Below are 25,187 nucleotides of genomic sequence, written 5' to 3' on the forward strand. Positions count from 1 at the left end.
TCGTGGTCATCCAATGCAACTATTTCACCCCATTCCGGGTACGCTTCAAATAGAAATAACGGTCAATCGCTATTGCTGCAACTGCCGAAATGGCAGTTGCGATGATTGTCGGAAAAACAATATCCGTGGGGCTTTTTGAGTGATATGTCATTCTAATGGCGATCACAGTAGTCGGAATCAACGTTATGCTGGAAGTATTGATGGCCAGAAAGGTGATCATCGACCTGCTAACTGTAGCCTTTCCCCCATTTAATTCTTTTAACTGCTCCATTGCCTTTATCCCGAGCGGCGTCGCGGCATTTCCAAGCCCAAACAGATTAGCCATCATATTTGAAAGGATATAGCCCATTGCCGGGTGATTCGGCGGTACTTCAGGAAACAGGCGGCGAACGAGCGGCCTGAAAAAGCCGGAAAGTTTATCAAGCAGGCCGGATTCCTGCGCGATTTTCATCAAGCCCAGCCAGAAAACAAGGATGCTCATCAGCCCAAAGCAGAGAGTGACTGCGTCTTTTGCACTTTTGAACAACGCTTCATTCACTTGATCGATCGTTCCGTTTACCATTGCAAACAATACACCGATGACCGTCATGCCAACCCATAAATAATTAACCATTTTTGTTTAATCCCATTGAGAAGATAAAGGTTTGCTTCCATATGGAGCCCCATGATTGCCGGCTGAACGTTTGTCTCTCTTTTCCGAAATAAATCGATCTTGTCCCAATTAAATTCTCGCCTAAATAAATCTCTGCAACCCCGACTTTCTCCGGAAAGTCTCCTTTCGCTTTCCATTCTTTTTTTAGTTTCAGAAGTTTTATTTTTACTTTGATATCTTCCTGCTCTCTCTCGGTCAGCGGGAAGAAAAAACTGTGTCTTGTATAAACATTGCCCTTATAGGGCTTTTTCTTGACCTCTTTGATCGAACCGGCTGTTAAAATTTCCGTGTTTTTGTAATCCTTAAAGGCAGACTCGTACATGTTAATATGGTCATTCCAGTCATCCGAAGCGTTCAGCGTTACAGCGATTAAATCAAGATCATCCTTTGAAGCCGTCGTCACCAATGTCCGCTTGGCAAGTTTGGTATATCCGGTTTTCCCTCCTGTACAATACTCATAAAGCTGTGTCAAAAGCCGGTTTTTGTTCTTCCACACATAATCCCAGCTCTCCATTGAATTGGGGGCGCGGTGGACCTTTGTTCCGGAAATTTTCCTGTATGTTTCATTATCCATCGCGTAACGTGTGAGCAATGCCATATCGTAGGCAGTTGAATAATGTTCACTGGTATTATCAAGTCCATGCGGATTGGAAAAGTGTGTGTTCTTCATGCCGATCTCCTCAGCTTTGCGATTCATCATCCATATAAATCCATCGAGGCTCCCGCCAACATATTCGGCTATGGCAACGGCCGCATCATTTCCCGAACGGAGCATCAATCCATATGTTAAATCCTCCAGCATTATCTTCTCGCCGTTCTTTAAATATAAGGAGGACCCTTCTGTACCTACTGCCTGGCGTCCTACCGTTACCGTTTCATCAAGTTTGCCGGATTCGATTGCCAAAACTGCCGTCATGATTTTTGTAATACTGGCAATCCTGCTTTTTTCATGGGCGTTATGCTCATAGATGACCCTGCCGCTTCTCTGTTCCATTAAAATGGCGCTATGGGCGCTGATCGGCGATGCCGCATTTGTACTTGCGGGATATAGAGCAATGGACAAAAGCATAATCAAGAATAATGGAAGCCTTCTATATAAAAAATTCATGGATATTCCCACGTCCCTTTATGTTTTGTACAAGTTTATGCAGGGGGACAAGGGTTATGAATAAAAATAATTAAGAAAAAGCGGAAACTCCCTTGCAGAGGATTGTCGGCTAAAAACGCCTCCTCCCGTGACAACGTCAGCAGTCTTGCTATTTTACCCATTATTAAGATGACCGACCGGCCTGTCAGCCAATCGGCGCTTTCACATCGAAAATCAAGAGTTAATACGCCTGCCAGACAAGCTTCCGGGCAGCCATAAATCTATCGGTAACACGGGGCCAATTTACTACATTCCACCAATTTTCGACATAGGAGGCCCTGTTCGTCGTATATTGAAGGTAATAGGCATGTTCCCAAACATCTAGAACCAAAAGAGGGATCGTATCCCATTGCGTGAGGTTCATATGCTTTTCTGATTGCAAAACCTCCAAACGCCTGGAACGGGGGGACCAAACAAGCAGGGCCCAGCCGACTCCCTCGACTTGTTTCGCAGCTTCACTAAAGTGTTTTTTAAAAGCCCCGAAGCTGCCAAAATCCTTCTCCAGCTGTTTAAGCATTTCACCTTCCGGCGAACGTCCTCCGCCGGGTGCCATCACTTCCCAGAAGAGGGTATGCAGGTAATGGCCCGAACCATGAAAGGCAGCTTCCCTTTCCCAGTGCTTCAAAAGGTCGAAATTATTCGTGTCTCTGGCCTTTTTCATCATCAGCTCTGCTTTATTCAACCCGTCCACATACGTCTTATGGTGGCGGTCATGGTGAAGCCTCATAATATCGGCAGAAATGGCGGGCTCTAAGGCATCGTATGGATAAGGGAGCGGGGGTAAAGTATGCTTGCCGGGTTCGATTGATTTCATTCTTTGATCCTCATTATGCTCCCCGCGAGCAGCCCCCTGTATTAATTGTTCAGCTTCGAAATATAGAGATTCCCCAGCCTTGCGCAATGAAACGATTTCTTCTTCCGATGCCAACCTGTCGCGAATGGAAGCGGATAGACCTTTCACCTCCTGGATGCGATGGATCAATTTCTCTCGTAACCCATGCTGGTCCAACTGCTCTGATATACCTTCAGCCCATTGTTCTACTTGGATAGCATATTCACAGTATTCGTTCATTTCCCATTCTCCCTTCGTATGTCTCATATACGGTCTGTCCCTCCAAACTGATCACCATTGCCTTCTGTTATGCATCCGGAAGCCCCTCACAATAAGGTAAGCATTGTATTTTATGAAAATAGGCGCCAAGAGTGAAAGATTTCAGGCAAAAAAAAGACGGCTTGCAGGCCGTCTTTGTAAGTAACTTATTTGGATTGCATCATTTTCGTTCGGTAATCCGTTTCATAGAATGCAAGATCTTCACGCATAGCCTGGAAACCGGCTTCGAGATCCTTTAACAGGGCCGAAATGCTTTGGGGCACTTCAAAATGGAATTTTATGGAGTTTTTTCCGGTATAGGCACTGCGGCTGTCTTCATACCAGCGGTCAGACTTTGGGGCAAAGTACTCTTCGATACATTGATGGTAAATCCTGTACAAGGTTTTTTCGGCTGCCGCTTTGTTGAAGGCCTCATTTTTAAGGACGATCTGGCATGCTTCCAGGCCCTCTTCACAGTATACAAGCAGTCTCCTAATGCTTGATAACAGCCCTTTATAGTATTGTTCATCACCGCTTTTCTCCTGCTGCAGTTTCGATATAGTCGCCTCGTTCAAAAACTGTTCCAGCTTATCAACCGTATTTGCTAAAAAGCTCCGGACATCCTCAAGCTGAGATTTAACAATCAAATTCCCCAACCGTAAACCCTCCTTAAATCATGGTAATTTGGTCAATTGATGAAAGAAACACCGGGATCAAGCCTGTATTCTTTCAGTTGCCCGAGTGATTCGAACACTTCCGGCAGCTTTCTTAGATCCAGCCCGCTGAAATAGGAAGTGAATTCTTCTTTCGTATTGATGAATACCCGCTTTCGCGAGCGGAATCCAGGGTTTTTCAGCAAACAAACAAGGGCTGCGATATCATACAGAAAAATCTCCCTTCCAGCGGCTGAAAAAAGTGGGTTTCCGGAATAAGATGTAAATTCATTTATGAATTCGTCAAAATAACGCACATATAAAACGTGGAATGTTTTTTCTTCCCCATCCTCTATGTAAGTCACCAATGACCGGTTAAAAAAATCCTCCGGGGAATTGGACTGCGCTTTCTCCAGCTCATAACCCTTGCATTCTTTAATGATCAATGCAATCCCTCCGAAAATTGAAAAACATTATTATTAGTATATTATCACAATTCAAAATAAAATGTTATTCGATTGTGTCGCGGAATTTTCCAAAAAAGAGATCGGCTTCCTCCTGCTCATAGCTTTCCTCACCATTTTCGGAAAGAGGTGGAAGCTCCTCCAAGGAATTAAGCCCGAAATAGTCCAAAAACTCCTTTGTTGTACCGTAAAGATACGCCCGGCCTGATCCTTCCGCCCGGCCCACTTCCTTTACCAATACCTTTGAAACGAGTGTGGATAGGGGCCGCTCTGTTTTCACACCCCTGATTTCCTCTATTTCAGCCCTCGTTATCGGCTGTTTATAGGCAATGATAGCGAGTGTTTCCAGCGCAGCCTGGGACAGCCCGTGTGCACCAGGAGTTTCTACAAGCCGTTTCAAATAATCCGAATGCTCTTTTTTGGTGGCAAGCTGGTAAACTCCGGCCATTTCTATAAGGTGTATCCCCCGTGAATCATCTTCATATTCAGCCATCAATGACTCGACGATATCCACTGCCTGCATGTCTGTAATATCAAGCACCGCCGAAACCTGCTTCAGGGAAAGCCCCTCATCCCCGGCGGCAAAAAGCATCGCTTCAAGGATGCTTTTCCAATTAATAACTTCCAACTGCTTCTACACCATCCTTAGCTGCCACAAATATTTCTGAAAAATTGCCTTCCTGATCTACGAAAATCTCATTTAACTTCATCAATTCAAGAACTGCCAGAAAAGTCACCACTATATGTTCTTTATCAGGGATGGGAAACAATTCATAGAATGTTTTTCTCCCGCCGAATACCCGCAGGTCGGCAACGATTTCATCCATGCGTTTCTCTATCGACATTTCCTGGCGTGCGACCTTCGTGAATAATGGCTTTTGCAGCTTTTGGCGGCGGAGAAGTTTTTGAAAAGCCCCGAGCATATCGTATAGGCTAATGTTAAGATCCATCCTCACGACTTCGCCAGGCTGTGAAAATTCGGATAAGTCACTTGGAGGCTTGGTAAAGACAAGGTTCCGCTCTTCTTCAAGCACTTTAAATTCATTGGCTGCGTTTTTAAATTTGCGGTATTCCAGTAGCTTTTCCACAAGCTCGTCCCTGGGGTCTTCTTCATAGCCAATCCCGTCTCCTTCATCTTCATGGGACTCCTCTTCATGCTTTGGCAGCAGCATCTTGCTTTTGATGGCAAGCAGCGTTGCGGCCATGACCAGGTATTCGCTTGCTACATCCAATTCGAGCTCTTTCATGGCATGTATGTATCCAACGTATTGTTCGGTGATTTCAGCCATTGGGATATCGTATATATCTATCTCCAGGCGATTGATCAAATGAAGAAGCAAGTCCATGGGCCCTTCAAATGCATCAATTTTAATTTTGTACATATATAAAACCCCGCTATATATCCTTATTGCCTTTGCCGGCTACATTCGGCGGCTATACATAGTATAGTGGATTGCAGGAACTTATCCAATAGATATCGCCTTATTCAGTCTGCAAATATTTTTTCGAGTTATCCGCCCAAACATTTTGGGCATTTTATCATACTCTGGGAATAAAACCTGAATAAATTGACAAATCGAGGAGGGCTTTACATGGGGGACAAAGACTTCAAATATGGCGGCGGATTTGCTTTAATCGTCGTATTATTCATTTTGTTGGTTATAGTTGGTTGTGCTTGCGCTTGGTTCTAGACGAGAAAACCAAAGTGGGGCTGAACATGACCGGTCAGTCCCTTTTTTAATAGAAAAAAAAGAGAAGATTAGTTTCGCAGCATGAATATGTTACAATGTTGTATACATATGAAAAGGAGATGGTATGATTTGAATTATCCCGGTCCATATTTATTGTATTTGGTCCATTTTCATGGAGACCGAGATTACTTTGAATGCCATGAGGTCCTCGAAGAATATTGGAAAAAGGTTGCACCCGGAGAACGGGAATCCCATTGGGTCGGGCTAATCCAGATTGCCGTTTCCTTCTATCATTATAGAAGGAAAAACATGAAGGGTGCACTTAAGACAATGAAAAAGGCAGTATCAATTCTGGGGAAGAAATCCCTGGAAATCAAAAAACTGGGGATTAATCACGCAGAATTACTTTTATTACTTTCCGAAACGATCAATAGGATGGAAAACAGGAGTGAATACGAGAGCATTGATCTTCCGATTACCGATCCTGGATTAATGGAAGCGTGCAAGAACATGTGTTCAGAACGAGGTTTTACATGGTGTTCAAAAAGCGATTTGGCCAATCCGCAGTTAGTCAACAGGCATTCACTGCGTGACCGTACCGATGTGATCTTGGAACGGTACCATCAGTTGTCCCTAAGGCATGGCGGAAATGCCCGCAAAATCTGAAGAACCTTATTCCGTAGCGGGAATAAGGTTTATTATTTTCGCCTTAAAATATAACGTGCCAGCATGTAGTTCAGGTAATGTAGTACGAAGTTTAGGAATAAAGTAGAACCTATGCTCAGTACGTCGCGTCCTATATGTCTTTTACTTGTGTGACCACATGCTGTACGCCTCAACTCTCCCTCTGCCTTCGCCTTTTAAATCTAGTAAAAATCGGTGAGTTTTTTTAATCCGCTATTTTAATTTGGCTTATTCAATGCCTTCGCGATGCTCCCAATCACAGTGGTCCATGAATGGAGCGGTATATTCATTGGGCTTTAATTCTTTATCAGGGTACAGCTCCTTAATAGCCTGTATCATCCGCTTGCCTACTCCCTGATGACGGAAAGACGGGTTGACCGAAATATGCTGGATCGTTAAATGCTGCCCGTCAGATGATTTCACCCCTATGAGGCCGATAATGTCTTCGTCCTTCCATAAAAAGAGATGCATATTTTCTTCGTTTTCGTAAGATTTCATCGTTTGCTGAAGTTTTTTTATATCTTTTTCAGTGGGCATAAACGATAAAAGGCCCATCGCAATTTTTTCATAGCTTTTTTTGTATTTTATTAACATATGTTATCCCTCGTTACAAAAGACCGTCTTATTTTGGAACGTTTTAGAACGTTTGACCGGATGTAAAATAGTTGAATGCAATTATTATCATACATAATTAGTGTTTCCGTTTCAATACCGCTTTAACCCGTATTCACCCTCGGCGTTGATGAAGCGATAATAAGCCAAATAAGGATCCGCGAAATCAGGCAAATGAAATTGCCGAAACGCGTTACCTGCTCCGCTCATTAACAAATCTCTCTTTTCTCTAAATCTATCTTTTAGTTGAAGCGTTTTCCTGGATATTGATTATATTCTACAATAAATACCCCGTTTCTGACAAATCACGTTTACATCAATGGTTTTCCTGCAGGAAGTAAATGGTACTCTATAGTGACCGCTAAAAAATTTTTGAAACTAAAAGGCTTTCTGATTATACTGTTATAGATGAGGAATCTTCTTCATTCGAAAATATGAATCTTTTTGCAATCATTTTTCGTCTTATTGTTAAGGAGGAGAAATATGAAAACTAAAATGACGAAGACATGGGTACTCCTATCCCTTTTATTAAGTTTGCTGCCAATTACAGCATTTGCTGACGCAGCCGTTGGGGATATGACCGTCACACTGGGCCAAAATTTGACCGAGGAACAAAAGCGGACGCTCCTTTCCGAGATGAATGCGCCTCAAGGAGTAGAAATCCTTACGGTGACAAATGCGGAAGAACATCAATATCTTGGAAACCATATTCCAAAACGGCTGATTGGAACGAAGGCCATATCTTCCTCTGCGATTACTCATGAAGATTCAGGAACAGGCCTGAAGGTTCAAACAAAGAATATCAACTGGGTAACCGAGGAGATGTATATAAATGCCCTGGCTACTGCTGGAGTGAAAAACGCATCCATATATATCACGGCCCCGGTCTCGGTATCAGGTACAGCTGCGTTGACAGGGATCATCAAAGCCTATGAGGTTTCATCAGACAAGGCCATTCCCGAGGACGTGAAGCAGGCTGCCAATGAAGAAATGGTTAAAACCGCAAAGCTTGGGGATGAAGTCGGCTCTGATAAAGCAGCGGCCCTTATGACGAAAATCAAGGAAAACATGGCGGAGAACCCTCCGGAAACGGAAGCTGAGGTCCGTGATATCATTGAAACATCAGCAAAAGATCTGGGCATAACGCTTACAGACGCACAAATTCAGAGTTTGGTTGATTTATTCAATAAATTAAAGGACTTGAACATCGATTGGAACCAGGTTGGGACCCAGCTGGACAAAGCAAAAGAAAAATTGACAACCTTCCTTCAATCAGAAGAAGGCCAGACCTTCCTTGATAAGCTGAAAGGGTTTTTCGGAAGTTTAATAGACGCAATCAAAGCTTTATTTTCTTAACTTGTGTGCTGTACAAAAAGCGGAACCCTGCATTATTGCCTGGTTCCGCTTTTTTTGATGATTTACTTATTATTGATTGCTTCCTGTAATGGTACATCAAACTGGATGAGATCCTCGTATGTCTCCCGCTTGATTACCAGCCTTGCTTCCCCTTTCTCCACGAAAACGACAGCAGGCCTTGGAATCCGGTTGTAATTGTTCGACATGGAATACCCATATGCCCCTGTACAGAAAACAGCCAGTATGTCACCGCGGCCGGCCTTTGGCAGCGGCAAATCCCAAATCAGCATATCCCCGCTTTCACAGCACTTCCCGGCTATTGAGACCGTTTCTTCTGGTTTTTCCAACGGCCGGTTGGCTAAAACGGCTTCGTACTTTGCATCGTATAAAGCCGGGCGGATGTTGTCGCTCATGCCCCCGTCTACCGCCAGATATTTTCTGATATCCGGGACCTCTTTTTCTGAACCTACTTTATAGAGGGTGGTGCCGGCGTCGCCAACAAGTGAGCGGCCGGGTTCAATCCAGACCTCGGGCATATCCAAATTGGAATCATCAAACTGATTCTTTACTTCTGTTACAATTTCTTCCACATACACAGAAGCCGGAAGCGGTGTATCTTCTTCTGTATAACGGATTCCGAATCCGCCGCCAAGATTAAGCACGCTCGGCTGGAAATCGAAAGACGCGTGCCAGTTTTTCAATTGGCCGATAATTTTTCTTGCAGCCAGGATAAACCCGGTCGTTTCAAAAATTTGTGAGCCGATGTGGCAGTGCAGGCCAAGCACTTCGATCCAATCGCTTTCAAGTGCCTGATTGAGGGCGCGTTCGGCCTGCCCGTTCAATAGGTCAAAGCCGAATTTGGAATCTTCCTGCCCTGTTAAAATATAATCATGGGTGTGCGCTTCTATACCTGGTGTAACCCGAAGCAGGATTTGGATTTTTTGCCTTCTCGCAGAGCATAACCCTTCCAGTAGGGAAAGTTCTGAAAAATTGTCTACAACGATGCATCCGATTTCATGTTCCAGAGCCATTTCCAATTCTTCAGCACTCTTATTATTGCCATGGAAATGAATCCGGTCCTTTGGAAATTCAGCCTTTAATGCGGTATACAACTCCCCTCCGGAGACCACATCAAGCGATAATCCTTCTTCTTTCGCGACCTGCACCATGGCAATCGAAGAAAACGCCTTGCTTGCATATGCTACCTGGGCTGTTACCCCCAACTTTTCGAACGTCTTTTTGAACCCTCTTGCCCGCTTTCGAATCAACTCAACATCATACACATAAAGCGGTGTCCCAAAGTGGGCTGCCAGTTCCATCGTATCGACACCGCCAATTTCAAGGTGCCCCTTGTTATTAACACTTGCTGTTCCATAAAAATGCATGTCTACTTCCCCTTCCGCTATAAGGAGCGATTCGCCCTAAACAAATGAGGCGGACCCATTCAGGAACACTGTTCATCACAGAGATCATTCCTGATTTAGGGCGCCTGCCTCAGAATTTTTGCTATGTTAAACGTATTGCTCAGCCATACCAAACGAATATTGGCTTATCCTTCATAATAAATTATCATATCTTTCTGGCAACTTCAACACTAAATTACTCCGGCTGCCTGTAGCGGTCCATTGGATGGACGACACTGGGCCTGATGCCTGATCCTGGAACCGGCCTCCTGAACAGAATCTGGGCAAAGGCCCGTGGATAGAACGGCAACAGGGGCCATAAATAAGGGGTTTTCATGGATTTTATGCTCGCCAGATATAGAATAAAGACCGTGATGCCGATCACTAATCCCGGTGCGTGAAAAAAAGCTGTCAGTATCAATAGGAACAGTCTCGCCATTTTATTTGCAATACTAAGCTCCAGGCTGGGAGTAGCATATGTCCCAATCGTCGCAACCGCTACATAGAGAATGACTTCAGGAACGAATAAACCGACATTGATGGCGATTTCTCCTATTAGAATAGCAGCAATTAAACCCATAGCTGTAGAGAGTGGCGTCGGGGTGTGGATGGCTGCCATCCTCAAAAATTCCATTCCAAAATCCGCTATAAATATCTGGACAACCGTTGGGATGCTCGTTTCTTTCTTTGGACCGATATATGAAAGGCTATCCGGGAGCAAAGATGGATCCATTGCAAATAGTAGCCAGAATGGTACCAGTAATAACGATGCCAGGATTCCCAGGAATCGCACCCACCGGATCATGGTCCCTACAGCTGGAGATTGCCTGTATTCCTCTGCGTGCTGCATGTGATGGAAAATCGTGGTCGGTGTAATCATGACACTTGGTGATGTATCCGCAATAATAATAACGTGGCCCTCCAACAGATGCGTGGCAGCAACATCCGCCCTTTCCGTATAACGGACAAGCGGAAAAGGATTGTATCCCTGCTTCACGATGAACTCTTCTAATGTTTTTTCAGCCATTGTAATTCCGTCTATTTTTATGCTTTTTAATTCCCTGCGGATGATATTCACCAGGTCAGGGTCAGCGATGTTTTCGATATAACCGATAGCTACGTCCGCTTTCGACCTCTCACCAACTTTCATGATTTCAAACCGTAATCTCTCGTCCCTTATCCGCCGTCTTGTTAACGCCGTATTGACTATTATATTTTCCGTGTAACCATCCCTGGCGCCGCGGATCGTTTTTTCCGTATCCGGCTCTTGGGGCGCTCTTCCAGGGTAGCTTCTTACATCTACAATCAATGCTTTTGGGGTGCCGTCTATTACGATTCCAATCAGGCCGGACAGGACCTGGTCAGCCATTTCATCCATAGTGTGCACTTCTTTAACCTGCTGATGGACAATCCTGTCCTTCACAAGCTCATATACCTTCATCGTACTATCGGCATTATTAAGGGCGATTACGTTTTTTATGACTGGAACAAGAACGGAAGAATCCACAAGCCCAGTTACATAATACACATGGATATCTTTTCTTTGGACCTTTAATTTGCGGACACCGATATCGAAGCTGACCCCCAGGCCAACCCTTTCCTTCATGTAGGTTTCTACATCAGTTACATTGTCAGGAATTGGTTTCATTGTTTTTTTCGTTTCCGATGCCATGACACCCGCTCCTTTCAAGAATGATTTCCACTGCCATTTTGGTGATAGGGGCGCCAATCCGGTAATCGTCTTTGCCGCCCATCTTTCCGATATCCCCTACACCAACTACGATAGGGGCATTCAGTTCGTCAACACAATATACGGTATCACCATTGAGCCGCCCCAACTCATACTCCGCAGCGCCATATTTATCCACCCCATATGGTGTGAGCTGGCCGTTATGGTCAATACTTACATCAACCCTCGTCCATTCCTCATGCCTGGTTTTTGAAGCAACAGCGATGATTCCCAGCACTTCAATATCCTCATGGGTTGCGACATACCTCATGGCCGTTTCGCCGCTTCCCTCCCCTACAAGGCCGCTGTCATCAAACATGACAAGGACAGGATCGTATGGAGTACTTTTGATGAGCGAAACGATCTCTCCTCCTGTAAGGACGGAAGGATTGCCCTGTGACATTGAGATACACCTTCCCCCGGCCTGCCTGGCTGCAAGTTCTACTGCACGCCTTGCATACACATCGCCGTCGGTTATCAAAATGACTTTTCTTTTTTTTGCCATAACAAATTTCCTTTCAGCTAAACGCCTGCTTGTTGTATATGCATATATACAAAATTCTCTATTCGCGGGCCTTCCGAGGCGAAGACTACAGGACGTCGAGCAACTTAGCCTGTGTTCTGCCTTTTTTCCAGAAAAGAAGGTTTTCAACCTTTCTTTCTGGCCAGCCATCGAATTGCCATTGAAGTATGCCCGACCAGGGTCGATGCTATCTAAAGATTTATATAATATAGCCACTGAAACAATGATCCCGCAATCTTTCCAAAAACGAACGCCATCATTAAATAAACGATTTTATCATCGACCCCGAGCCGTTTTGAAATGAGCGGAAACACATTCAGCACCTCAGTGAGCGCAGCAGCCAGCATTCCGTTAAAAATCCCGTCCGCAAGCCCTATTGGAAGCAGGAAGAGTTTGCTCATTCCAATTGAGGCATTTTGAAGGCCTAACCATCCGCCAGTAACCACACCTGCTACAATGGCCAATTCATAATGGTGGATCATTTTCATTGTTTTGGTGAGCTGGGTTAATCTCGGGATCACTTTCAGTACGGTAAAGAATGCCACAAAACCGGCGCCTACTGCCAGACCACCAGCAAATCCGACGAACGCCGCAAAAATGATTTTACCTGTCATCAAGCCGCCTGATGCTTTCTTTATTTTCATTCATAGTAACGTAGCGGTCCAAGTCTTGCTGGTAATTGAACATTTCTACTTCTAGAGGACTTGGTTCCTCGTTAAATCGCTTCCTGAAAAAATGGTTAAAGAATACCATCATCCCAAGACCGAGACCGATGCTGTAGGGAATCTGGATGAGCAGCGGTTTGCTGTCTTCCCTGCCCGTAATGATCTTGAACAGGTTTTGGTGGACGGTTTGCATGCTAACATCAACATGGAAATTCATGATCGTGATGGCGGCGCCGATGAACAATAGCAGCCAGACTACAATAAACATTGTCCAGGACACCTTTTTTTTTTCGAAAATCACTTCAACGATCGTTTGTGCCGGTCCGACAGTCTGAATTTCTACATCCGGGTTCTGCTCCCGGATTTTTTTGATCATCTGGATCATGTCAACAATGATGATATTCTTATCCTCATTGGTAACGGTTAACAAATCTGTATCTCCGAGTTCTGCGACCTGGCTTTCCGGACCCACTATTTTTGCAATGTCCTTCATTTTTACTTTCTGATTCGGCCTTACCTCTACGCGGTGACGCATCCTAACATAAAGCAGGTTTTCCATCACTCACACACCCCGTACATCAATTTCCTTATATGTGTAGTATGCATTTGCTTGACTGCTAACATTCAACGAAACAAAAACACCAAAAATTGCTAAATAAAAAAATACCACAGCGCACTTAAGTCTGTGGTATTTCTCTTATATATATACGTCGATCAATGAGTAGGAAAGAAGATCATTTGTATCAAGAATATAACACCGAAGATGAAAATCAACGGATGTACATGCCTGGCTTTACCGCTGAATATTTTCATCAAAGGATACGTAATGAAACCTATTGCGATTCCCGTAGAAATGCTTGAAGTAAGCGGCATGGTGAGGATGATGACAAACGCCGGAAATGCTTCATCGAATTGTTTCCATTTAATCCGGGCCAACCCCTCCATCATAAAGCAACCAACGATAATCAGAACCGGCGCGGTAATTGATGCCAGTGATGATATCGCTGCAATCAATGGTGAAAAGAACATGGATATGGCAAACAATATGGCGACAACCACCGCCGTCAAACCGGTTCTTCCACCGGCTGCAACTCCTGTACTGGATTCCACATAGGCTGAAGAGGGGCTTGTTCCGAAGAGGGATCCTGCCGTTGTGGCGATAGCGTCTGCGAGAAAAGCCATTTTTGCCCTTGGCAATTTTCCGTTTTTCATTAATCCAGCCTGCTCAGTAACCGCAATCATCGTTCCGGTAGTATCAAACAGCGTCACAAGCAAAAATGCGAAAACAACGGCGTAGAGGCTGTTCGAAAAAACGCCTGCAATGTCAATATCGTAAAAGACCGGCTGCGGCGGGGCTGAGATGATTTTGTCAAACTTCAGCAAGTTCATGAAATAGCCGATAACCGCGGTGATCAACATTCCAAAGAATAAAGCGCCCTTAATATTTCTTGCCATTAAGATCAATGTCAGGAATAACCCGATAATGGTTAAAAATGTAACGGGTTCATGCAGGTTGCCCAAGGTGATCATAGTATCCTTATTGGGAACGACAATGCCGCTTTGCCTTAAGCCAAGAAAAGCAATAAATAAGCCGATCCCTGATGTGATGCCGTATTTTAACGAATCCGGGATGGCGGTAATGATCGTTTCGCGGAGCTTTGTGACACTTAGGAGAATAAACAATAGTCCCGCAATGAATACCGTTCCGAATACGGTTTGGTATGATAATCCATGGGCCCCGACAACACTTGCAAAATACGCATTCAGTCCCATGCCGGGCGCAATCGCAATCGGAAGCTTTGCAAAGAATCCCATGATCAATGTGCCGGTTATTACTGCAATGATTGTCGCCATGAAAACCTGCTCAAACGGAATACCGATCGAGGAAAGGATTGCGGGATTTACAATGATGATATATACCATTGTCAAAAAGGTTGTGACCCCGGCAAAAACTTCCGTACGGGCTGACGTACCGTGCTCTTTTAAAGCAAAATATCTTTCAAACATCTTATATAACCCCCATGTTTGTATAAAAACCGAATAAATAAAAATCCACGTATAATAATATTCGTTTTTTCAACTTTAATCAACAACCATTTTCCGATTTTCTTTATTTTTCTCTACCAAACAGTTCTTAGCAAATGAAAAATCACATGGATCATTGATCCATGTGATTTTTCATTTGCTGCAGTATCTTTTTTTCCAGCCTGGATACCTGGACCTGGGAAATTCCCAGGCGAACCGCTACCTCCGATTGGGTCTGGTCTTTATAGTATCTGAGATATACAATGAGCCTTTCCCGTTCATCCAATTCCGAAATGGCCTCTTTGAGCGTGATTTTATCAAACCATTTCGATTCATTCGTATCGGCGATTTGATCAAGCAGCGTGATTGGGTCGCCATCATTTTCATATACGGTTTCATGGATGGAAGATGGGCTGCGGCTTGCTTCCTGTGCCATGATGATTTCCTCCGGCGAGAGTTCGAGATGTTCCGACAGTTCATTCACGGTCGGCACCCTGCCAAGCGTTTTAGATAAATCTTCCTTTGCCCTCCGGATTTTATTCGCCATCTCTTTTAAGGATCGGCTGACTTTCACCGTTCCGTCATCACGGATAAACCGCTGGATTTCGCCGATGATCATCGGCACTGCATATGTTGAGAACTTAACTTCAAAGGACAGGTCAAATTTATCGACTGATTTTAATAATCCGATACATCCAATCTGGTATAGGTCATCAGGTTCATAGCCTCTGTTCAAGAAGCGCTGGACAACTGACCAAACCAGTCTCAAATTGCTTTTTACAATCTTGTCTCTTGCTTCCTGGTCCCCACTCTGGCTGCGACGGATTAAATTCCGTAGTTCATCATCTTTTAAATGGACCTGGCTTTTCGTGTTTTTAACCTCCACATCCATATGCAAAACTCCCTTAATTTGCCAAAGCTTTACTTTTTGTTAAATGCTTTTTTAATCGTATGATGGTCCCTTCGCCTTTATGGGAAATGACCTGCATTTCATCCATAAAGTTTTCCATAATTGTAAACCCCATGCCGGAGCGCTCCAGTTCCGGTTTTGTCGTATATAATGGCTGGATGGCTTCATCGACGTCGTCAATTCCAACGCCTTCATCCTTGATTGTCAATTCAACTAGATCCCCTTGAATTGCCACTGAAATATAGACAATCCCCTCGGCATCGTTTTCATAACCATGAATAATCGAATTTGTGACAGCTTCAGATACGACTGTTTTTATCTCAGTCAATTCATCCAAAGTAGGGTCAAGCTGGGCAATAAAGGCTGCCACTGTAACGCGGGCAAAAGATTCATTCTGGCTCAATGCCGAAAATTGCATTTCCATCTTATTTTTCATATCTACGCAACCCCCAATCTTTGTAAAGCGTTTTTCTCGGAAAGTTCCAATTTGATGATCTTAAACAATCCTGACATTTCGAACAACCGCTTTATTGAAGGAGAGATTGCGCAGACAACCATTTCGCCGTGATTTTGCTTGATTTGCTTATACCGGCCGAGAATGACCCCGAGCCCTGAGCTGTCCATAAAAGTAAGCTCTTCCAGGTTCAAAATAATATGTTTAACGCCATCCTTTTCAATTGCTGCACTGGCTAGATTTTTCAGTTCTTCAGCAGTGTGATGATCCAGCTCCCCATTTAACCGTATGCAGAGGACATCATGTTTGGCTTCCATTTCAATAGCAAGACTCACTATATACAGCCTCCTTATCTGTCGTATAATGAGTCAAATTCGCTTTTTCCGCTGCAATTTCCTTCCTGGCGACAAAACTAGTGCTCATTCGCCGTAAGTAGTTTCGGTTTATGGATATTTGACAGCAGATTACTTAAGTAGATCCAATTGAATTATAGCCATTGATAATATTTTGCTTCATTAATGTGACACCAGCGCCACATGCCTCCTTTTCAGCAAAGCTGAAAGATTGCTCCTGCTGCATGGGCCGATAGAAAGCTCCATTGTCGTCATCCTGTGTAGCGGGAGCTTAAATGGGCCAAATAAAAACAACACTGTTTTTCAATTCTTAGTTCTTATTTCGTTTGCGTAAACATGCCGAACGAACGCTTAAACATCTGCCACCAGCTAGCCTTATCGATATTTTCCTTTGCGACTATCGGCGAATTTACCAATGTCTTTCCATCTTTCATTACTTTGAAGGTACCGATTTTATCTCCCTGTTTAATCGGGGCATTCAAATTCTTATCCATTTTAATCGTTTTGGTAAAGTCCTTTGAACTTCCCCCTCTTTTTGTCAAAAGGGATATCGGCTCGCTCGTAATACCGGTCACTGTTTTCTTGTTCCCTTTATTTACATGGACAGATTCCAATACGACACCACGTTTATAAATAGGGTGTGTCATATATTGTGAAAAGGCATAATCCAGCATTTTGGTTACCTGTGCGTTTCTATCTTTCGGTGTAGGCGCACCCATTACCACTGCAATGACACGCATATCACCTTTTTTTGCAGTCGCTGTCAGGCAGTATTTCGCTTCATTTGTAAAACCTGTCTTCAGCCCGTCAACTCCCGGATAAAATTTAACAAGCCTGTTTGTGTTTACTAGCCAGAACTTTTTGTCAGTATCTTCACGCAGGTATGCCTCATAAGTGCCTGTGAACCGTGTGATATCATCGTATTTAAGCAGTTCTTTCGCCATGATGGCCATATCGCGGGATGTGCTGTAATGGTCGTTAACAGGCAGTCCTGTTGCGTTCTGGAACTTTGTATTTTTAAGTCCAAGGTCCGCGGCTTTTTGATTCATTTTTTTCACGAATTCTTCATGTGACCCCGCAATTCTTTCAGCCATTGCCACGGATGCGTCATTGCCAGACCCGATCGCAATGCCCTGCATCATTTGTTCAACGGTCATCTCTTCCCCCGGCTCAAGGAATATTTGCGATCCACCCATTGAGGCGGCATATTCACTTGTGCGGACTTTCTCATCGAATTTAAGCTCGCCTTTATCCAATGCCTCCATGATCAAAAGCATCGTCATGATCTTTGTCATGCTTGCGGGAGGGAGTTCCTGTTTCGAATTCTTTTCATACAAAACCGCCCCCGTATCTCTTTCTATCAATATGGCGGATCTCGCATTTTCAGCCAGATCGGCACCCTTTTTTTCCGCGGCCTCCGCTTGCGGAACAATGACACATGCAGCAACCATTAATGAGAAGCAAAATATAAGAAACCGCTTGATCATACAAACCCCTCCTTTTTGAATGCACGACTTTCTTCCACCATTCTTCCTACATCAGGAAAATGCCGGAAAGGATAAGTCCAATTGGCAATCTTAATCGGCAGAAAAAAAAACTCTGCTGTAAAATTGCACGATACTGCTAACAGCATTTCCAGAGAAGCCATATTTATACAAATTTAAATGTTAAAAAGGAGAAATAATTTTAGACAAAGAATATATATAGGGAATCCGTTCATATCAAGTTTAAGTAGAGGTGAAGACAAAGTGGCTTTTTCGATTTTAGGCATCGATCACGTCCAGCTTGCCGCCCCGAAAAATTCCGAGGGAGAAGCAAGGCGATTTTATGGGGAAGTTTTGGGCTTTAAAGAGCTGACGAAACCGGAGAACCTCCAGAAAAACGGGGGGTGCTGGTTTTCAGGCGGGACCATGGAATTGCATATAGGCATAGAGGAACCTTTCACTCCTGCCAAAAAAGCCCATCCAGCCATAAGGGTTGGGAATTTGCAGGAATTCAGGCGGCATCTGGAGAATAATGGAGTGAAAACCCGGGACGAGCAGCCGTTGCCGGATGCACTTAGGTTCTATATTGAGGATCCGTTCGGAAACCGGATTGAAATACTGGAAAGACTATAGAAAACTCGCTGATTGGCGAGACTTGTAACTTGTGCTGAAAAGAAGGTTTTTATTTTTTCTGCATAGGTAAAAAAGCTGATTCAAATGGATATTACTCCGCTAAAATCAGCTTTTTTGGATCACTATGCCATGATTTCTTTATAAATGAGTGTCGGCTTTTCGACTCTCCCGCTTGAAATTATGATATTTTCATACAGCTTTTCTTTTACTTCATCCACATTTTCGAAATTGCTGTAAATGGTAACCAATGAATCACCTTTTTTCACTTCATCGCCAATTTTTTTCCGCAAAACCAGACCCACTGCCAGGTCGATCACCGAATCCTTTGTGGCGCGTCCTGCTCCAAGCAGCATGGCAGCCGTCCCGACCTCGTCCGCTGTGATTTCGGATACGAAACCATCCTGTTTAGCTTCAAGCTCACATGTATATTTCGCTTGAGGCAATCTTGAAGGATCGTCCACAACTTTCGCGTCCCCTCCCTGGGACTCCAGGAATACTTTGAAAGCGCGCAAAGCCGAGCCGTTTTCAATGGCTTGTTTAAGCAATGACCGGGCTTCCGTGAGGTTATTTGCTTTTTTGCCTAGCAACACCATATGGCTTCCGAGTGTAAGCGATAGCTCTGTCAGGTCGCTTGGGCCTTCCCCCTTAAGCGTATCTATGGCTTCCTTTACTTCGAGTGCGTTTCCAATTGCATAGCCCAGAGGCTGGCTCATATCGGAGATCACTGCCATCGTGTTGCGGCCGACATTGTTCCCGATGTTTACCATCGCCCGGGCCAGTTCCTCCGACTCGAGAAGGGTTTTCATGAATGCCCCGGCGCCTGTTTTTACATCTAGTACAATGGCATCTGCACCGGCGGCAATCTTCTTGCTCATGATGGAGCTTGCGATCAGCGCGATGTTATCCACTGTGGCGGTTACGTCACGCAACGCATAGAGCTTCTTATCGGCAGGCGTCAAATTTCCGCTCTGGCCGATGACAGCAAGCTTGTGTTTGTTTACTAAATCAATAAATTGTTCATTTTCAATTTCCACATGGAAACCTGCAACTGACTCCAGTTTATCAATTGTTCCCCCTGTATGGCCCAGGCCTCGGCCTGACATTTTTGCCACAGGAACCCCCACGGAAGCAACAAGCGGGCCAAGCACCAGGGTAGTCGTATCGCCTACTCCCCCGGTACTGTGTTTATCTACTTTAATTCCTTCAATTGCCGAAAGGTCTATTTTATCCCCGGATTCCACCATAGCCATTGTTAACTCGGCCCGTTCCCGTTCCGTCATCCCTTTAAAATAAATGGCCATCGAAAGGGCACTCATCTGGTAATCCGGGATGGAACCATCCGTAAATCCTTCAATGATAAATTGAATTTCCGCCTCAGATAACTCCAAGCCGTCTCGTTTTTTCTCGATTAAATCCACCATTCTCATTTCCTATCACCCTTTTTGAAGGTATTCACGCCATCTGAGGTATAAATTTTTCTGTTTTATCCGGGGGAAAGATTCCCCACTTCAAAAAATCGTTAGTCCTTAAGTGGCGGGCAGTTCAAATTTCTCTGACGATTTCTTTAATAAAGCTCAAAAAGCTGGATTTTACCTTTTCTGTCGTTTCAATTACTTCTTCATGGGACAGCGGCTGATCTAGAATTCCGGCCGCCATGTTCGTGATGCAGGAAATGCCAAGGACCTTCATGCCTGAGTGCCTTGCGACAATGACTTCCGGTACGGTCGACATTCCGACCGCATCCCCGCCCAATATTCTTGCGAGCTTCACTTCTGAGGGGGTTTCATAGGTGGGCCCGGAATTACCCACATATATTCCTTCTTTTAAGTCAATATTCAGTTTGCCCGCAATCTTCTTGGCTACAGCTTGCAAAACCCTGCTATAGGCTTCCGACATATCCGGAAAACGCGGGCCGAATCGGTCATCATTCGGTCCGATCAACGGATTGGTTCCCGTATTGTTAATATGGTCGGTGATCAGCATCAGATCGCCAGCTTTAAACCCCTCATTTACGCCTCCCGCCGCGTTCGTAACAATAAGCGTTTCAACGCCCAAAAGCTTCATCACCCGCACCGGGAATGTGACCTTATCCATGGAGTAGCCCTCGTAGAAATGGAACCTCCCCTGCATGGCCACAACCAATTTTCCGCTAAGCTCTCCAATGACTAACTGTCCTGCATGCCCCGCAACCGTTGACACCGGAAAATCAGGAATATCGTGATAAGGGATTTTTACCGGATTTTCAATTTCGTCGGCAAGCACTCCAAGCCCGGAGCCCAAAATCAGTCCTATTTCCGGCTTGCCATTCAGCTTTCCTTCTATAAATGAAACGGCTTTTGCTAATTTCTCAAACATATCACTGTTCTCCTTACTTCATATCTCCTAAAATGCTTTTGCCGAAAGATGGCATTTTTACATCAAAATTAGCTGCGACAGTAGCCCCGACGTCTGCAAATGTGTCACGGACCGGGATTTCTTTGCCCTCCCCAAAACGCTTGGAATAGACAAGCAGCGGCACGTATTCACGTGTATGGTCCGTACCGTGATGGACCGGGTCGTTTCCATGGTCAGCGGTAATGATCAAAAGATCGTCCTCCGTTAATTTTTCAAGTACCTCTGGCATCCGTGCATCAAATTCCTCGAGCGCCTTTCCATAGCCTTGCGGGTCGCGGCGATGGCCATACAATGCATCGAAATCGACAAGGTTCAAAAAGCTTAATCCGGTAAAATCCATGTCGATTGTTTGGAGCAGTTTGTCCATGCCATCCATATTGGATACCGTCCGCAATGATTCGGTCACACCCTCGCCATCATATATATCGGAGATTTTCCCGATGGCCAGTACATCGTATCCCGCATCATTCAGCTCATTCATAACCGTTCTGTCAAATGGCTTTAAAGCGTAATCATGCCGGTTTGCGGTCCTCTTGAAGTTTCCGGGCTCCCCGATAAACGGGCGCGCTATCACGCGTCCCACCTTAAATTCGTCGGCCATGGTGATCTCGCGGGCAATTTCACAAATTTTATATAATTCTTCTAAAGGCACGATATCTTCATGGGCGGCAATCTGCAGAACCGAGTCAGCAGATGTATATACGATCAACGCGCCCGTATCCATATGAGTCGCACCAAGCTCGTCAAGGATTTCAGTACCGCTGGCCGGCTTGTTCCCGATGATGCTCCTGCCGGTTTTGCCCTGCAGCTCCTGGATCAGAAGTTCGGGAAATCCATTCGGGAATGTCATGAACGGTGTGCTGATATTAAGGCCCATAATCTCCCAATGCCCGGTCATTGTATCCTTGCCTCTTGAAGCCTCTTTCATCTTTGTATAATAGGCAGCCGGGCGCCCGGCCTTTTCGACTCCTTTTATTTCACGGATATTGCTTAAACCCATATTTCCTAAATTGGGCATATTCAATCCATTCATTTTTTCAGCAATATGGCCCAGTGTGTCGGCACCCTGGTCGCCAAACAGGTCGGCATCCGGCGCTTCCCCGATCCCGACAGAGTCCATCACAATTAAAAAGATTCGTTTAAAACGTGAATTTTCCTGCATGTGTATCCCTCCAATTTATTGTTCATTTCTAGCTCTATAATGTTTCATTTTACCCCCAAAAAAGCCAAATAATCTTTAAACATATGTAAAAGGGTTTGAAGTCAGAAGTCTGACATCTATAGTGTAATCGATTGAATCTCCTGAAGACAATTATAAATTGCCCAATATTTGTTGATCAGTTTAAGTTGAATATTTATGATCTTCAAGCTGTTCATTTTTGTCCCGAATTCATCATGCCAGAATAAAAAGCTGGCAGAATAAGCAATCCTTGCAGCTCACTCTTTAAACCAGCTCCTTTAATATGTTATCTATTAATCTATTTTTTCATTAGGCACGCGGATGGAACTTCGAATAGACTTCTTTTAACCGGACATTTGTCACATGTGTATAGATTTGTGTTGTCGAGATATCCGCATGGCCCAGCATTTCCTGGACAGCGCGAAGGTCTGCCCCGTTCATCAATAAATGCGTCGCAAACGAGTGCCTTAACGTATGCGGGGTCAGTTCTTTTTCAATATTCGCCTGCCTAGCGAGTTTTTTCAATATTTTCCAGAAACCTTGACGTGTCAGCCTGTTTCCATGGTGATTCAAAAAAAGTGATTCGGTCTTCTTCTTGCCGGCAGAAAACTTCCCCCTGCCCATGTTTAAATATTGTTCAATTGCTTGTAAGGCAGTTTGACCAATGGGGATGATCCGTTCCTTATTCCCTTTGCCTACACAGCGCACAAAGCCCATCGTTGCATGGATGTCGCCAACATCCAGGTTAATGAGCTCACTGACCCGCATGCCTGTCGCATAAAGCAGTTCAAGCATCGCTTTATCCCTGAACCCATACTCATCCTTCAATTTAGGTGCCTCAAGCAAAGCCTCTACCTCCTCCATGCTTAACACCTTTGGAAGGCTCCGCTCTGCCTGCGGCGTTTCGATATGCACGGATGGGTCCTGGTCACACACTTTTTCCCGGATCAGGAATTGATGAAAGGACCGGATGGATGCGATATGGCGAGCAAGCGTTTTCGACGATTTTCCCTGGTCCTTTAAATGCGACAGAAAATGGATAATATGCACCCTCCTGCATTCGTTCCAGCAATTCAACTGCTCAACATTCCTTGAATAGGCCATATAAGATTTCAAATCACGTTCATAAGAAATAAGCGTATTTTTCGCCAAACCCTTTTCCACCGTTAAAAAATGAATAAAATCTCTCAGTTGGTCATCCATTGTGCATTACTCCCCGTTTAAATACAAAAGCATGAAGCGGTCAAACCAGGAATCACTGCTGGATTCCACAGCTTTTGTTACCTTGATTGCCGCTCCCTTCGGCTCGTCATACCGATGATAGTTTTCATACTCCCGGTTTAACCATATCATTCCGATGTAAAAAAGAACAGTAAAGCCGACGAAAAGTATGAAAACTTTAGCTGTGTGAACAACAACCCTAAAAGGAGAATTCATCTTTTTCCCTCCATTGATACTTCCGGTATGCAAAACTTGGCATCTCCGGACCATTCTCTTATTTCAATCTATGCCAGCGGGGACAAGTTTTATACATACTAACCAAAGGAAGAGTGTTCATGAAAGGATTATGATCAAATAAAAAACCTCTTCCGCCAAGGAAAAGGTTATGTAATCAATCATTGTCATTTTCTATTTTTTCCTGGCATCTGTGGCAGATCCCATGGAATGTCAATCGATGGTCCTTTATTTTGAAGTTCCAGTCCCTTTCCACGATGGCCTCTACGTCTTCAAGCAGGTCATCCTGGATTTCATCGACTGCACCGCATTCGATGCACACAAGATGGTGGTGAAAGTGGGCGGCGCCTTCCTGCCGTAAATCATATCGGGACACTCCATCCCCAAAATTTATCTTATCAACTATCTTCAATTCAGTAAGCAATTCCAGTGTACGATATACAGTTGCCAAACCGATTTCCGGCGACTTTTCTTTGACAAGGAGGTAAACGTCTTCGGCGCTTAAATGATCCTCTTCATGTTCAAGTAAAACGCGGACGGTTGCTTCCCGCTGGGGCGTAAGTTTATAGCTTGACGAGTGCAACTGTTTCTTTATTCTATCAATTCTGCTTTCCATACCTTTTCCCTCCCGCGCCACTATCTATATTATTATAACAAAAGAGGGAAAACTGTCAAAATACAATTGTTACAACATGAAAAACATTTTAACTTAGAAAACCGCAAGCACCTTGTATGAAAGAAACTTCGACTAACCCCTGCCACGTCCTGCCACAAACGCCTACCTGCCGCATCCTCTCAAAGGGCAGGCTTTCCTCCATTCGATGTAACACTAATGGGGCCTGCCTTGTCCTATGGAAGTTAATTACCAAGAAAGCTTACGACGCTTTTCATGAGAGCAGGCGACAAATAGGCTTCAATCGCTCCGGCCGCCGTAAGGAATACGACGGAAACTGCAAGTGTCAGTATATAACGAGAAATGATAGGCTTCAGCGGTTCCCGGTCCTGTTTTAATAAAACCCTGCGGATCATTTTCATCGACAATGACAACGACAGTGCCGCAATCACAATAAAAATGGGGACGATAAAAATGTTTTGCGGAAGGATGGAAACGAAAGCAAGGAGAAAACCGTTCCAACCCATCTGGTTCACCAGGAATCCGACCGTAAAACCAACTACCATCCCTTTCAAAAATAGCAAAATGAGTATGACCGGAAGGCCAATAATAGAGATGCCCAATATCCAAATGAATCCGATATATTTTACATTATGCGCAAGGCTCGTCGTGAACATTACATGGTCCGAGGCAATTTTCCCCTGTGATACCTGTCCGAAAAACTGGGACAGATAATAGAATAAATCCTCTTTTTGCGTAAAGCTAAGGCTGTTCACCAGGACGGCCCCAAAAATGACACCCATTAAAAACAGCACGGTTATGAAAACATACAATGAGGAATGTTCAGCAATATGGTTTTTTGCGGCATTTTGTAAGGCAGACCTTTTTTTCATCTCATATCCTCCCGATTGTCATTACTAGATTCTATGTTTGGAAGGGCTATTTATGACTGACATTTTGGGTTTCGTGATATGCAGGCCGCTATTAAAATGATGTATCTTGCCGCTGGAAATTATG

Annotated in this window: 29 protein-coding genes; 4 read left to right on the forward strand and 25 right to left on the reverse strand. The window is 44.3% G+C overall.

Translation table 11 applies throughout. The features are described from left to right. Window positions 1-19: 19 nt before the first annotated feature. The 7 genes from D0466_RS06815 to D0466_RS06845 all read right to left on the reverse strand — a co-directional run bounded on the left by D0466_RS06815 (window position 20) and on the right by D0466_RS06845 (window position 5,388). Window positions 20-613, reverse strand: coding sequence for a nucleoside recognition domain-containing protein (locus tag D0466_RS06815; protein WP_117321758.1), 594 nt, complete (start codon window positions 611-613; stop codon window positions 20-22). Next, window positions 606-1,760 (reverse strand): D-alanyl-D-alanine carboxypeptidase family protein, encoded by a 1,155-nt coding sequence (locus D0466_RS06820; RefSeq protein WP_407675609.1) that lies wholly within the window; start codon window positions 1,758-1,760, stop codon window positions 606-608. Before D0466_RS06820 ends, D0466_RS06815 begins: the two co-directional genes overlap by 8 nt. Window positions 1,761-1,980: 220 nt before the next feature. Then, the gene (locus D0466_RS06825; RefSeq protein WP_233522559.1) at window positions 1,981-2,898 is read right to left on the reverse strand and encodes a superoxide dismutase; all 918 of its coding nucleotides are present in this window, start codon (window positions 2,896-2,898) and stop codon (window positions 1,981-1,983) included. A 158-nt stretch (window positions 2,899-3,056) separates the two neighbouring features. Next, complete coding sequence (locus D0466_RS06830; RefSeq protein WP_117321759.1) at window positions 3,057-3,545, reverse strand: YpuI family protein; 489 nt, start codon at window positions 3,543-3,545, stop codon at window positions 3,057-3,059. 32 nt (window positions 3,546-3,577) lie between these two features. Then, a complete protein-coding gene (locus D0466_RS06835; RefSeq protein WP_117321760.1) occupies window positions 3,578-3,988 on the reverse strand; it encodes a hypothetical protein in 411 nt (136 codons plus the stop codon). Window positions 3,989-4,052: 64 nt separating this feature from the next. Then, entirely contained in the window at window positions 4,053-4,634 is a 582-nt protein-coding gene (scpB, locus tag D0466_RS06840) for an SMC-Scp complex subunit ScpB (protein WP_117321761.1), read from the reverse strand. Next, window positions 4,621-5,388, reverse strand: a complete 768-nt coding sequence (locus tag D0466_RS06845; RefSeq protein ID WP_117321762.1) for a segregation/condensation protein A — start codon at window positions 5,386-5,388, stop codon at window positions 4,621-4,623. Before D0466_RS06845 ends, scpB begins: the two co-directional genes overlap by 14 nt. 210 nt (window positions 5,389-5,598) lie before the next feature. On the opposite strand from D0466_RS06845, the gene D0466_RS06850 reads away from it, so the two are divergent. After that, window positions 5,599-5,697, forward strand: a complete 99-nt coding sequence (locus tag D0466_RS06850) for a YjcZ family sporulation protein (RefSeq protein WP_117321763.1) — start codon at window positions 5,599-5,601, stop codon at window positions 5,695-5,697. 129 nt (window positions 5,698-5,826) lie between these two features. After that, window positions 5,827-6,363 (forward strand): DUF309 domain-containing protein, encoded by a 537-nt coding sequence (locus tag D0466_RS06855; protein WP_233522560.1) that lies wholly within the window; start codon window positions 5,827-5,829, stop codon window positions 6,361-6,363. Between the two features lie 246 nt (window positions 6,364-6,609). Here the strand turns inward: D0466_RS06855 and D0466_RS06860 are convergent, their stop codons facing one another. After that, on the reverse strand, window positions 6,610-6,975 hold the full coding sequence (locus D0466_RS06860; RefSeq protein ID WP_117321765.1) for a GNAT family N-acetyltransferase: 366 nt from the start codon (window positions 6,973-6,975) through the stop codon (window positions 6,610-6,612). A 501-nt stretch (window positions 6,976-7,476) separates the two neighbouring features. On the opposite strand from D0466_RS06860, the gene D0466_RS06865 reads away from it, so the two are divergent. Further along, window positions 7,477-8,349 carry a DUF1002 domain-containing protein gene (locus D0466_RS06865; RefSeq protein ID WP_233522561.1) on the forward strand — a complete coding sequence of 291 codons (873 nt, stop codon included), beginning with the start codon at window positions 7,477-7,479 and terminating at the stop codon, window positions 8,347-8,349. 62 nt (window positions 8,350-8,411) lie between these two features. Here D0466_RS06865 and lysA read toward each other — a convergent pair whose 3' ends face one another. From lysA to D0466_RS06915, 10 genes are all read right to left on the reverse strand, one after another. Beyond that, window positions 8,412-9,734 carry a diaminopimelate decarboxylase gene (lysA, locus tag D0466_RS06870; protein WP_117321766.1) on the reverse strand — a complete coding sequence of 441 codons (1,323 nt, stop codon included), beginning with the start codon at window positions 9,732-9,734 and terminating at the stop codon, window positions 8,412-8,414. A 214-nt stretch (window positions 9,735-9,948) separates the two neighbouring features. After that, window positions 9,949-11,424: a spore germination protein gene (locus D0466_RS06875; protein ID WP_117321767.1), complete on the reverse strand. Its 1,476-nt coding sequence runs from the start codon at window positions 11,422-11,424 to the stop codon at window positions 9,949-9,951. Further along, entirely contained in the window at window positions 11,384-11,986 is a 603-nt protein-coding gene (locus D0466_RS06880) for a stage V sporulation protein AE (RefSeq protein ID WP_117321768.1), read from the reverse strand. The genes D0466_RS06875 and D0466_RS06880 overlap by 41 nt, the downstream gene beginning before the upstream one ends. Window positions 11,987-12,195: 209 nt before the next feature. Then, window positions 12,196-12,618 carry a stage V sporulation protein AB gene (locus tag D0466_RS06885; RefSeq protein ID WP_117321769.1) on the reverse strand — a complete coding sequence of 141 codons (423 nt, stop codon included), beginning with the start codon at window positions 12,616-12,618 and terminating at the stop codon, window positions 12,196-12,198. Beyond that, on the reverse strand, window positions 12,608-13,228 hold the full coding sequence (locus D0466_RS06890; protein WP_117321770.1) for a stage V sporulation protein AA: 621 nt from the start codon (window positions 13,226-13,228) through the stop codon (window positions 12,608-12,610). The genes D0466_RS06885 and D0466_RS06890 overlap by 11 nt, the downstream gene beginning before the upstream one ends. A 155-nt stretch (window positions 13,229-13,383) precedes the next feature. After that, window positions 13,384-14,676, reverse strand: a complete 1,293-nt coding sequence (locus D0466_RS06895; protein ID WP_117321771.1) for an NCS2 family permease — start codon at window positions 14,674-14,676, stop codon at window positions 13,384-13,386. A gap of 151 nt (window positions 14,677-14,827) precedes the next feature. Continuing rightward, window positions 14,828-15,586, reverse strand: a complete 759-nt coding sequence (sigF, locus tag D0466_RS06900; protein WP_117321772.1) for an RNA polymerase sporulation sigma factor SigF — start codon at window positions 15,584-15,586, stop codon at window positions 14,828-14,830. 13 nt (window positions 15,587-15,599) lie between these two features. Further along, on the reverse strand, window positions 15,600-16,040 hold the full coding sequence (spoIIAB, locus tag D0466_RS06905; RefSeq protein ID WP_117321773.1) for an anti-sigma F factor: 441 nt from the start codon (window positions 16,038-16,040) through the stop codon (window positions 15,600-15,602). 2 nt (window positions 16,041-16,042) lie between these two features. Continuing rightward, window positions 16,043-16,393 carry an anti-sigma F factor antagonist gene (gene spoIIAA / locus D0466_RS06910; protein ID WP_117321774.1) on the reverse strand — a complete coding sequence of 117 codons (351 nt, stop codon included), beginning with the start codon at window positions 16,391-16,393 and terminating at the stop codon, window positions 16,043-16,045. Between the two features lie 335 nt (window positions 16,394-16,728). Beyond that, window positions 16,729-17,895, reverse strand: a complete 1,167-nt coding sequence (locus D0466_RS06915; RefSeq protein ID WP_142919914.1) for a D-alanyl-D-alanine carboxypeptidase family protein — start codon at window positions 17,893-17,895, stop codon at window positions 16,729-16,731. Window positions 17,896-18,159: 264 nt separating this feature from the next. Here D0466_RS06915 and D0466_RS06920 point away from each other — a divergent pair, with 264 nt between their 5' ends. Then, the gene (locus D0466_RS06920) at window positions 18,160-18,528 is read left to right on the forward strand and encodes a VOC family protein (protein ID WP_117321775.1); all 369 of its coding nucleotides are present in this window, start codon (window positions 18,160-18,162) and stop codon (window positions 18,526-18,528) included. A 122-nt stretch (window positions 18,529-18,650) separates the two neighbouring features. Here the strand turns inward: D0466_RS06920 and D0466_RS06925 are convergent, their stop codons facing one another. The 7 genes from D0466_RS06925 to spoIIM all read right to left on the reverse strand — a co-directional run bounded on the left by D0466_RS06925 (window position 18,651) and on the right by spoIIM (window position 25,063). After that, complete coding sequence (locus tag D0466_RS06925; protein WP_117321776.1) at window positions 18,651-19,955, reverse strand: pyrimidine-nucleoside phosphorylase; 1,305 nt, start codon at window positions 19,953-19,955, stop codon at window positions 18,651-18,653. Between the two features lie 115 nt (window positions 19,956-20,070). After that, window positions 20,071-20,883, reverse strand: coding sequence for a purine-nucleoside phosphorylase (locus tag D0466_RS06930; RefSeq protein WP_117321777.1), 813 nt, complete (start codon window positions 20,881-20,883; stop codon window positions 20,071-20,073). 13 nt (window positions 20,884-20,896) lie between these two features. Continuing rightward, the gene (gene deoB, locus D0466_RS06935; RefSeq protein WP_117321778.1) at window positions 20,897-22,084 is read right to left on the reverse strand and encodes a phosphopentomutase; all 1,188 of its coding nucleotides are present in this window, start codon (window positions 22,082-22,084) and stop codon (window positions 20,897-20,899) included. A gap of 327 nt (window positions 22,085-22,411) precedes the next feature. Beyond that, the gene (xerD, locus tag D0466_RS06940) at window positions 22,412-23,305 is read right to left on the reverse strand and encodes a site-specific tyrosine recombinase XerD (protein WP_117321779.1); all 894 of its coding nucleotides are present in this window, start codon (window positions 23,303-23,305) and stop codon (window positions 22,412-22,414) included. Between the two features lie 6 nt (window positions 23,306-23,311). Continuing rightward, window positions 23,312-23,539: a YqzK family protein gene (locus D0466_RS06945; RefSeq protein ID WP_117321780.1), complete on the reverse strand. Its 228-nt coding sequence runs from the start codon at window positions 23,537-23,539 to the stop codon at window positions 23,312-23,314. 175 nt (window positions 23,540-23,714) lie between these two features. Continuing rightward, window positions 23,715-24,173, reverse strand: a complete 459-nt coding sequence (gene fur / locus D0466_RS06950) for a ferric iron uptake transcriptional regulator (protein WP_117321781.1) — start codon at window positions 24,171-24,173, stop codon at window positions 23,715-23,717. A 242-nt stretch (window positions 24,174-24,415) separates the two neighbouring features. Then, window positions 24,416-25,063, reverse strand: coding sequence for a stage II sporulation protein M (gene spoIIM, locus D0466_RS06955; protein WP_117321782.1), 648 nt, complete (start codon window positions 25,061-25,063; stop codon window positions 24,416-24,418). Between the last annotated feature and the right edge of the window lie 124 nt (window positions 25,064-25,187).

Origin of the sequence: Peribacillus glennii (genome assembly GCF_003429105.1) — a bacterium.
Lineage (GTDB): Bacteria > Bacillota > Bacilli > Bacillales > DSM-1321 > Peribacillus > Peribacillus glennii.

What these genes read in the sequence shown, in the direction of transcription:
- spoIIAB (WP_117321773.1), bottom strand. Translation starts at nt 16,040, where the DNA reads ATGAAAAATAAGATGGAAATGCAATTTTCGGCATTGAGCCAGAATGAA.
- D0466_RS06945 (WP_117321780.1), bottom strand. Translation starts at nt 23,539, where the DNA reads ATGAATTCTCCTTTTAGGGTTGTTGTTCACACAGCTAAAGTTTTCATA.
- D0466_RS06880 (WP_117321768.1), bottom strand. Translation starts at nt 11,986, where the DNA reads ATGGCAAAAAAAAGAAAAGTCATTTTGATAACCGACGGCGATGTGTAT.
- D0466_RS06895 (WP_117321771.1), bottom strand. Translation starts at nt 14,676, where the DNA reads ATGTTTGAAAGATATTTTGCTTTAAAAGAGCACGGTACGTCAGCCCGT.
- D0466_RS06860 (WP_117321765.1), bottom strand. Translation starts at nt 6,975, where the DNA reads ATGTTAATAAAATACAAAAAAAGCTATGAAAAAATTGCGATGGGCCTT.
- xerD (WP_117321779.1), bottom strand. Translation starts at nt 23,305, where the DNA reads ATGGATGACCAACTGAGAGATTTTATTCATTTTTTAACGGTGGAAAAG.
- D0466_RS06820 (WP_407675609.1), bottom strand. Translation starts at nt 1,760, where the DNA reads ATGAATTTTTTATATAGAAGGCTTCCATTATTCTTGATTATGCTTTTG.
- lysA (WP_117321766.1), bottom strand. Translation starts at nt 9,734, where the DNA reads ATGCATTTTTATGGAACAGCAAGTGTTAATAACAAGGGGCACCTTGAA.
- deoB (WP_117321778.1), bottom strand. Translation starts at nt 22,084, where the DNA reads ATGCAGGAAAATTCACGTTTTAAACGAATCTTTTTAATTGTGATGGAC.
- D0466_RS06890 (WP_117321770.1), bottom strand. Translation starts at nt 13,228, where the DNA reads ATGGAAAACCTGCTTTATGTTAGGATGCGTCACCGCGTAGAGGTAAGG.
- D0466_RS06865 (WP_233522561.1), top strand. Translation starts at nt 7,477, where the DNA reads ATGAAAACTAAAATGACGAAGACATGGGTACTCCTATCCCTTTTATTA.
- D0466_RS06850 (WP_117321763.1), top strand. Translation starts at nt 5,599, where the DNA reads ATGGGGGACAAAGACTTCAAATATGGCGGCGGATTTGCTTTAATCGTC.
- D0466_RS06815 (WP_117321758.1), bottom strand. Translation starts at nt 613, where the DNA reads ATGGTTAATTATTTATGGGTTGGCATGACGGTCATCGGTGTATTGTTT.
- D0466_RS06925 (WP_117321776.1), bottom strand. Translation starts at nt 19,955, where the DNA reads ATGAGAATGGTGGATTTAATCGAGAAAAAACGAGACGGCTTGGAGTTA.
- D0466_RS06845 (WP_117321762.1), bottom strand. Translation starts at nt 5,388, where the DNA reads ATGTACAAAATTAAAATTGATGCATTTGAAGGGCCCATGGACTTGCTT.
- sigF (WP_117321772.1), bottom strand. Translation starts at nt 15,586, where the DNA reads ATGGATGTGGAGGTTAAAAACACGAAAAGCCAGGTCCATTTAAAAGAT.
- D0466_RS06930 (WP_117321777.1), bottom strand. Translation starts at nt 20,883, where the DNA reads ATGTTTGAGAAATTAGCAAAAGCCGTTTCATTTATAGAAGGAAAGCTG.
- spoIIM (WP_117321782.1), bottom strand. Translation starts at nt 25,063, where the DNA reads ATGAAAAAAAGGTCTGCCTTACAAAATGCCGCAAAAAACCATATTGCT.
- D0466_RS06825 (WP_233522559.1), bottom strand. Translation starts at nt 2,898, where the DNA reads ATGAGACATACGAAGGGAGAATGGGAAATGAACGAATACTGTGAATAT.
- D0466_RS06885 (WP_117321769.1), bottom strand. Translation starts at nt 12,618, where the DNA reads ATGACAGGTAAAATCATTTTTGCGGCGTTCGTCGGATTTGCTGGTGGT.
- fur (WP_117321781.1), bottom strand. Translation starts at nt 24,173, where the DNA reads ATGGAAAGCAGAATTGATAGAATAAAGAAACAGTTGCACTCGTCAAGC.
- D0466_RS06875 (WP_117321767.1), bottom strand. Translation starts at nt 11,424, where the DNA reads ATGGCATCGGAAACGAAAAAAACAATGAAACCAATTCCTGACAATGTA.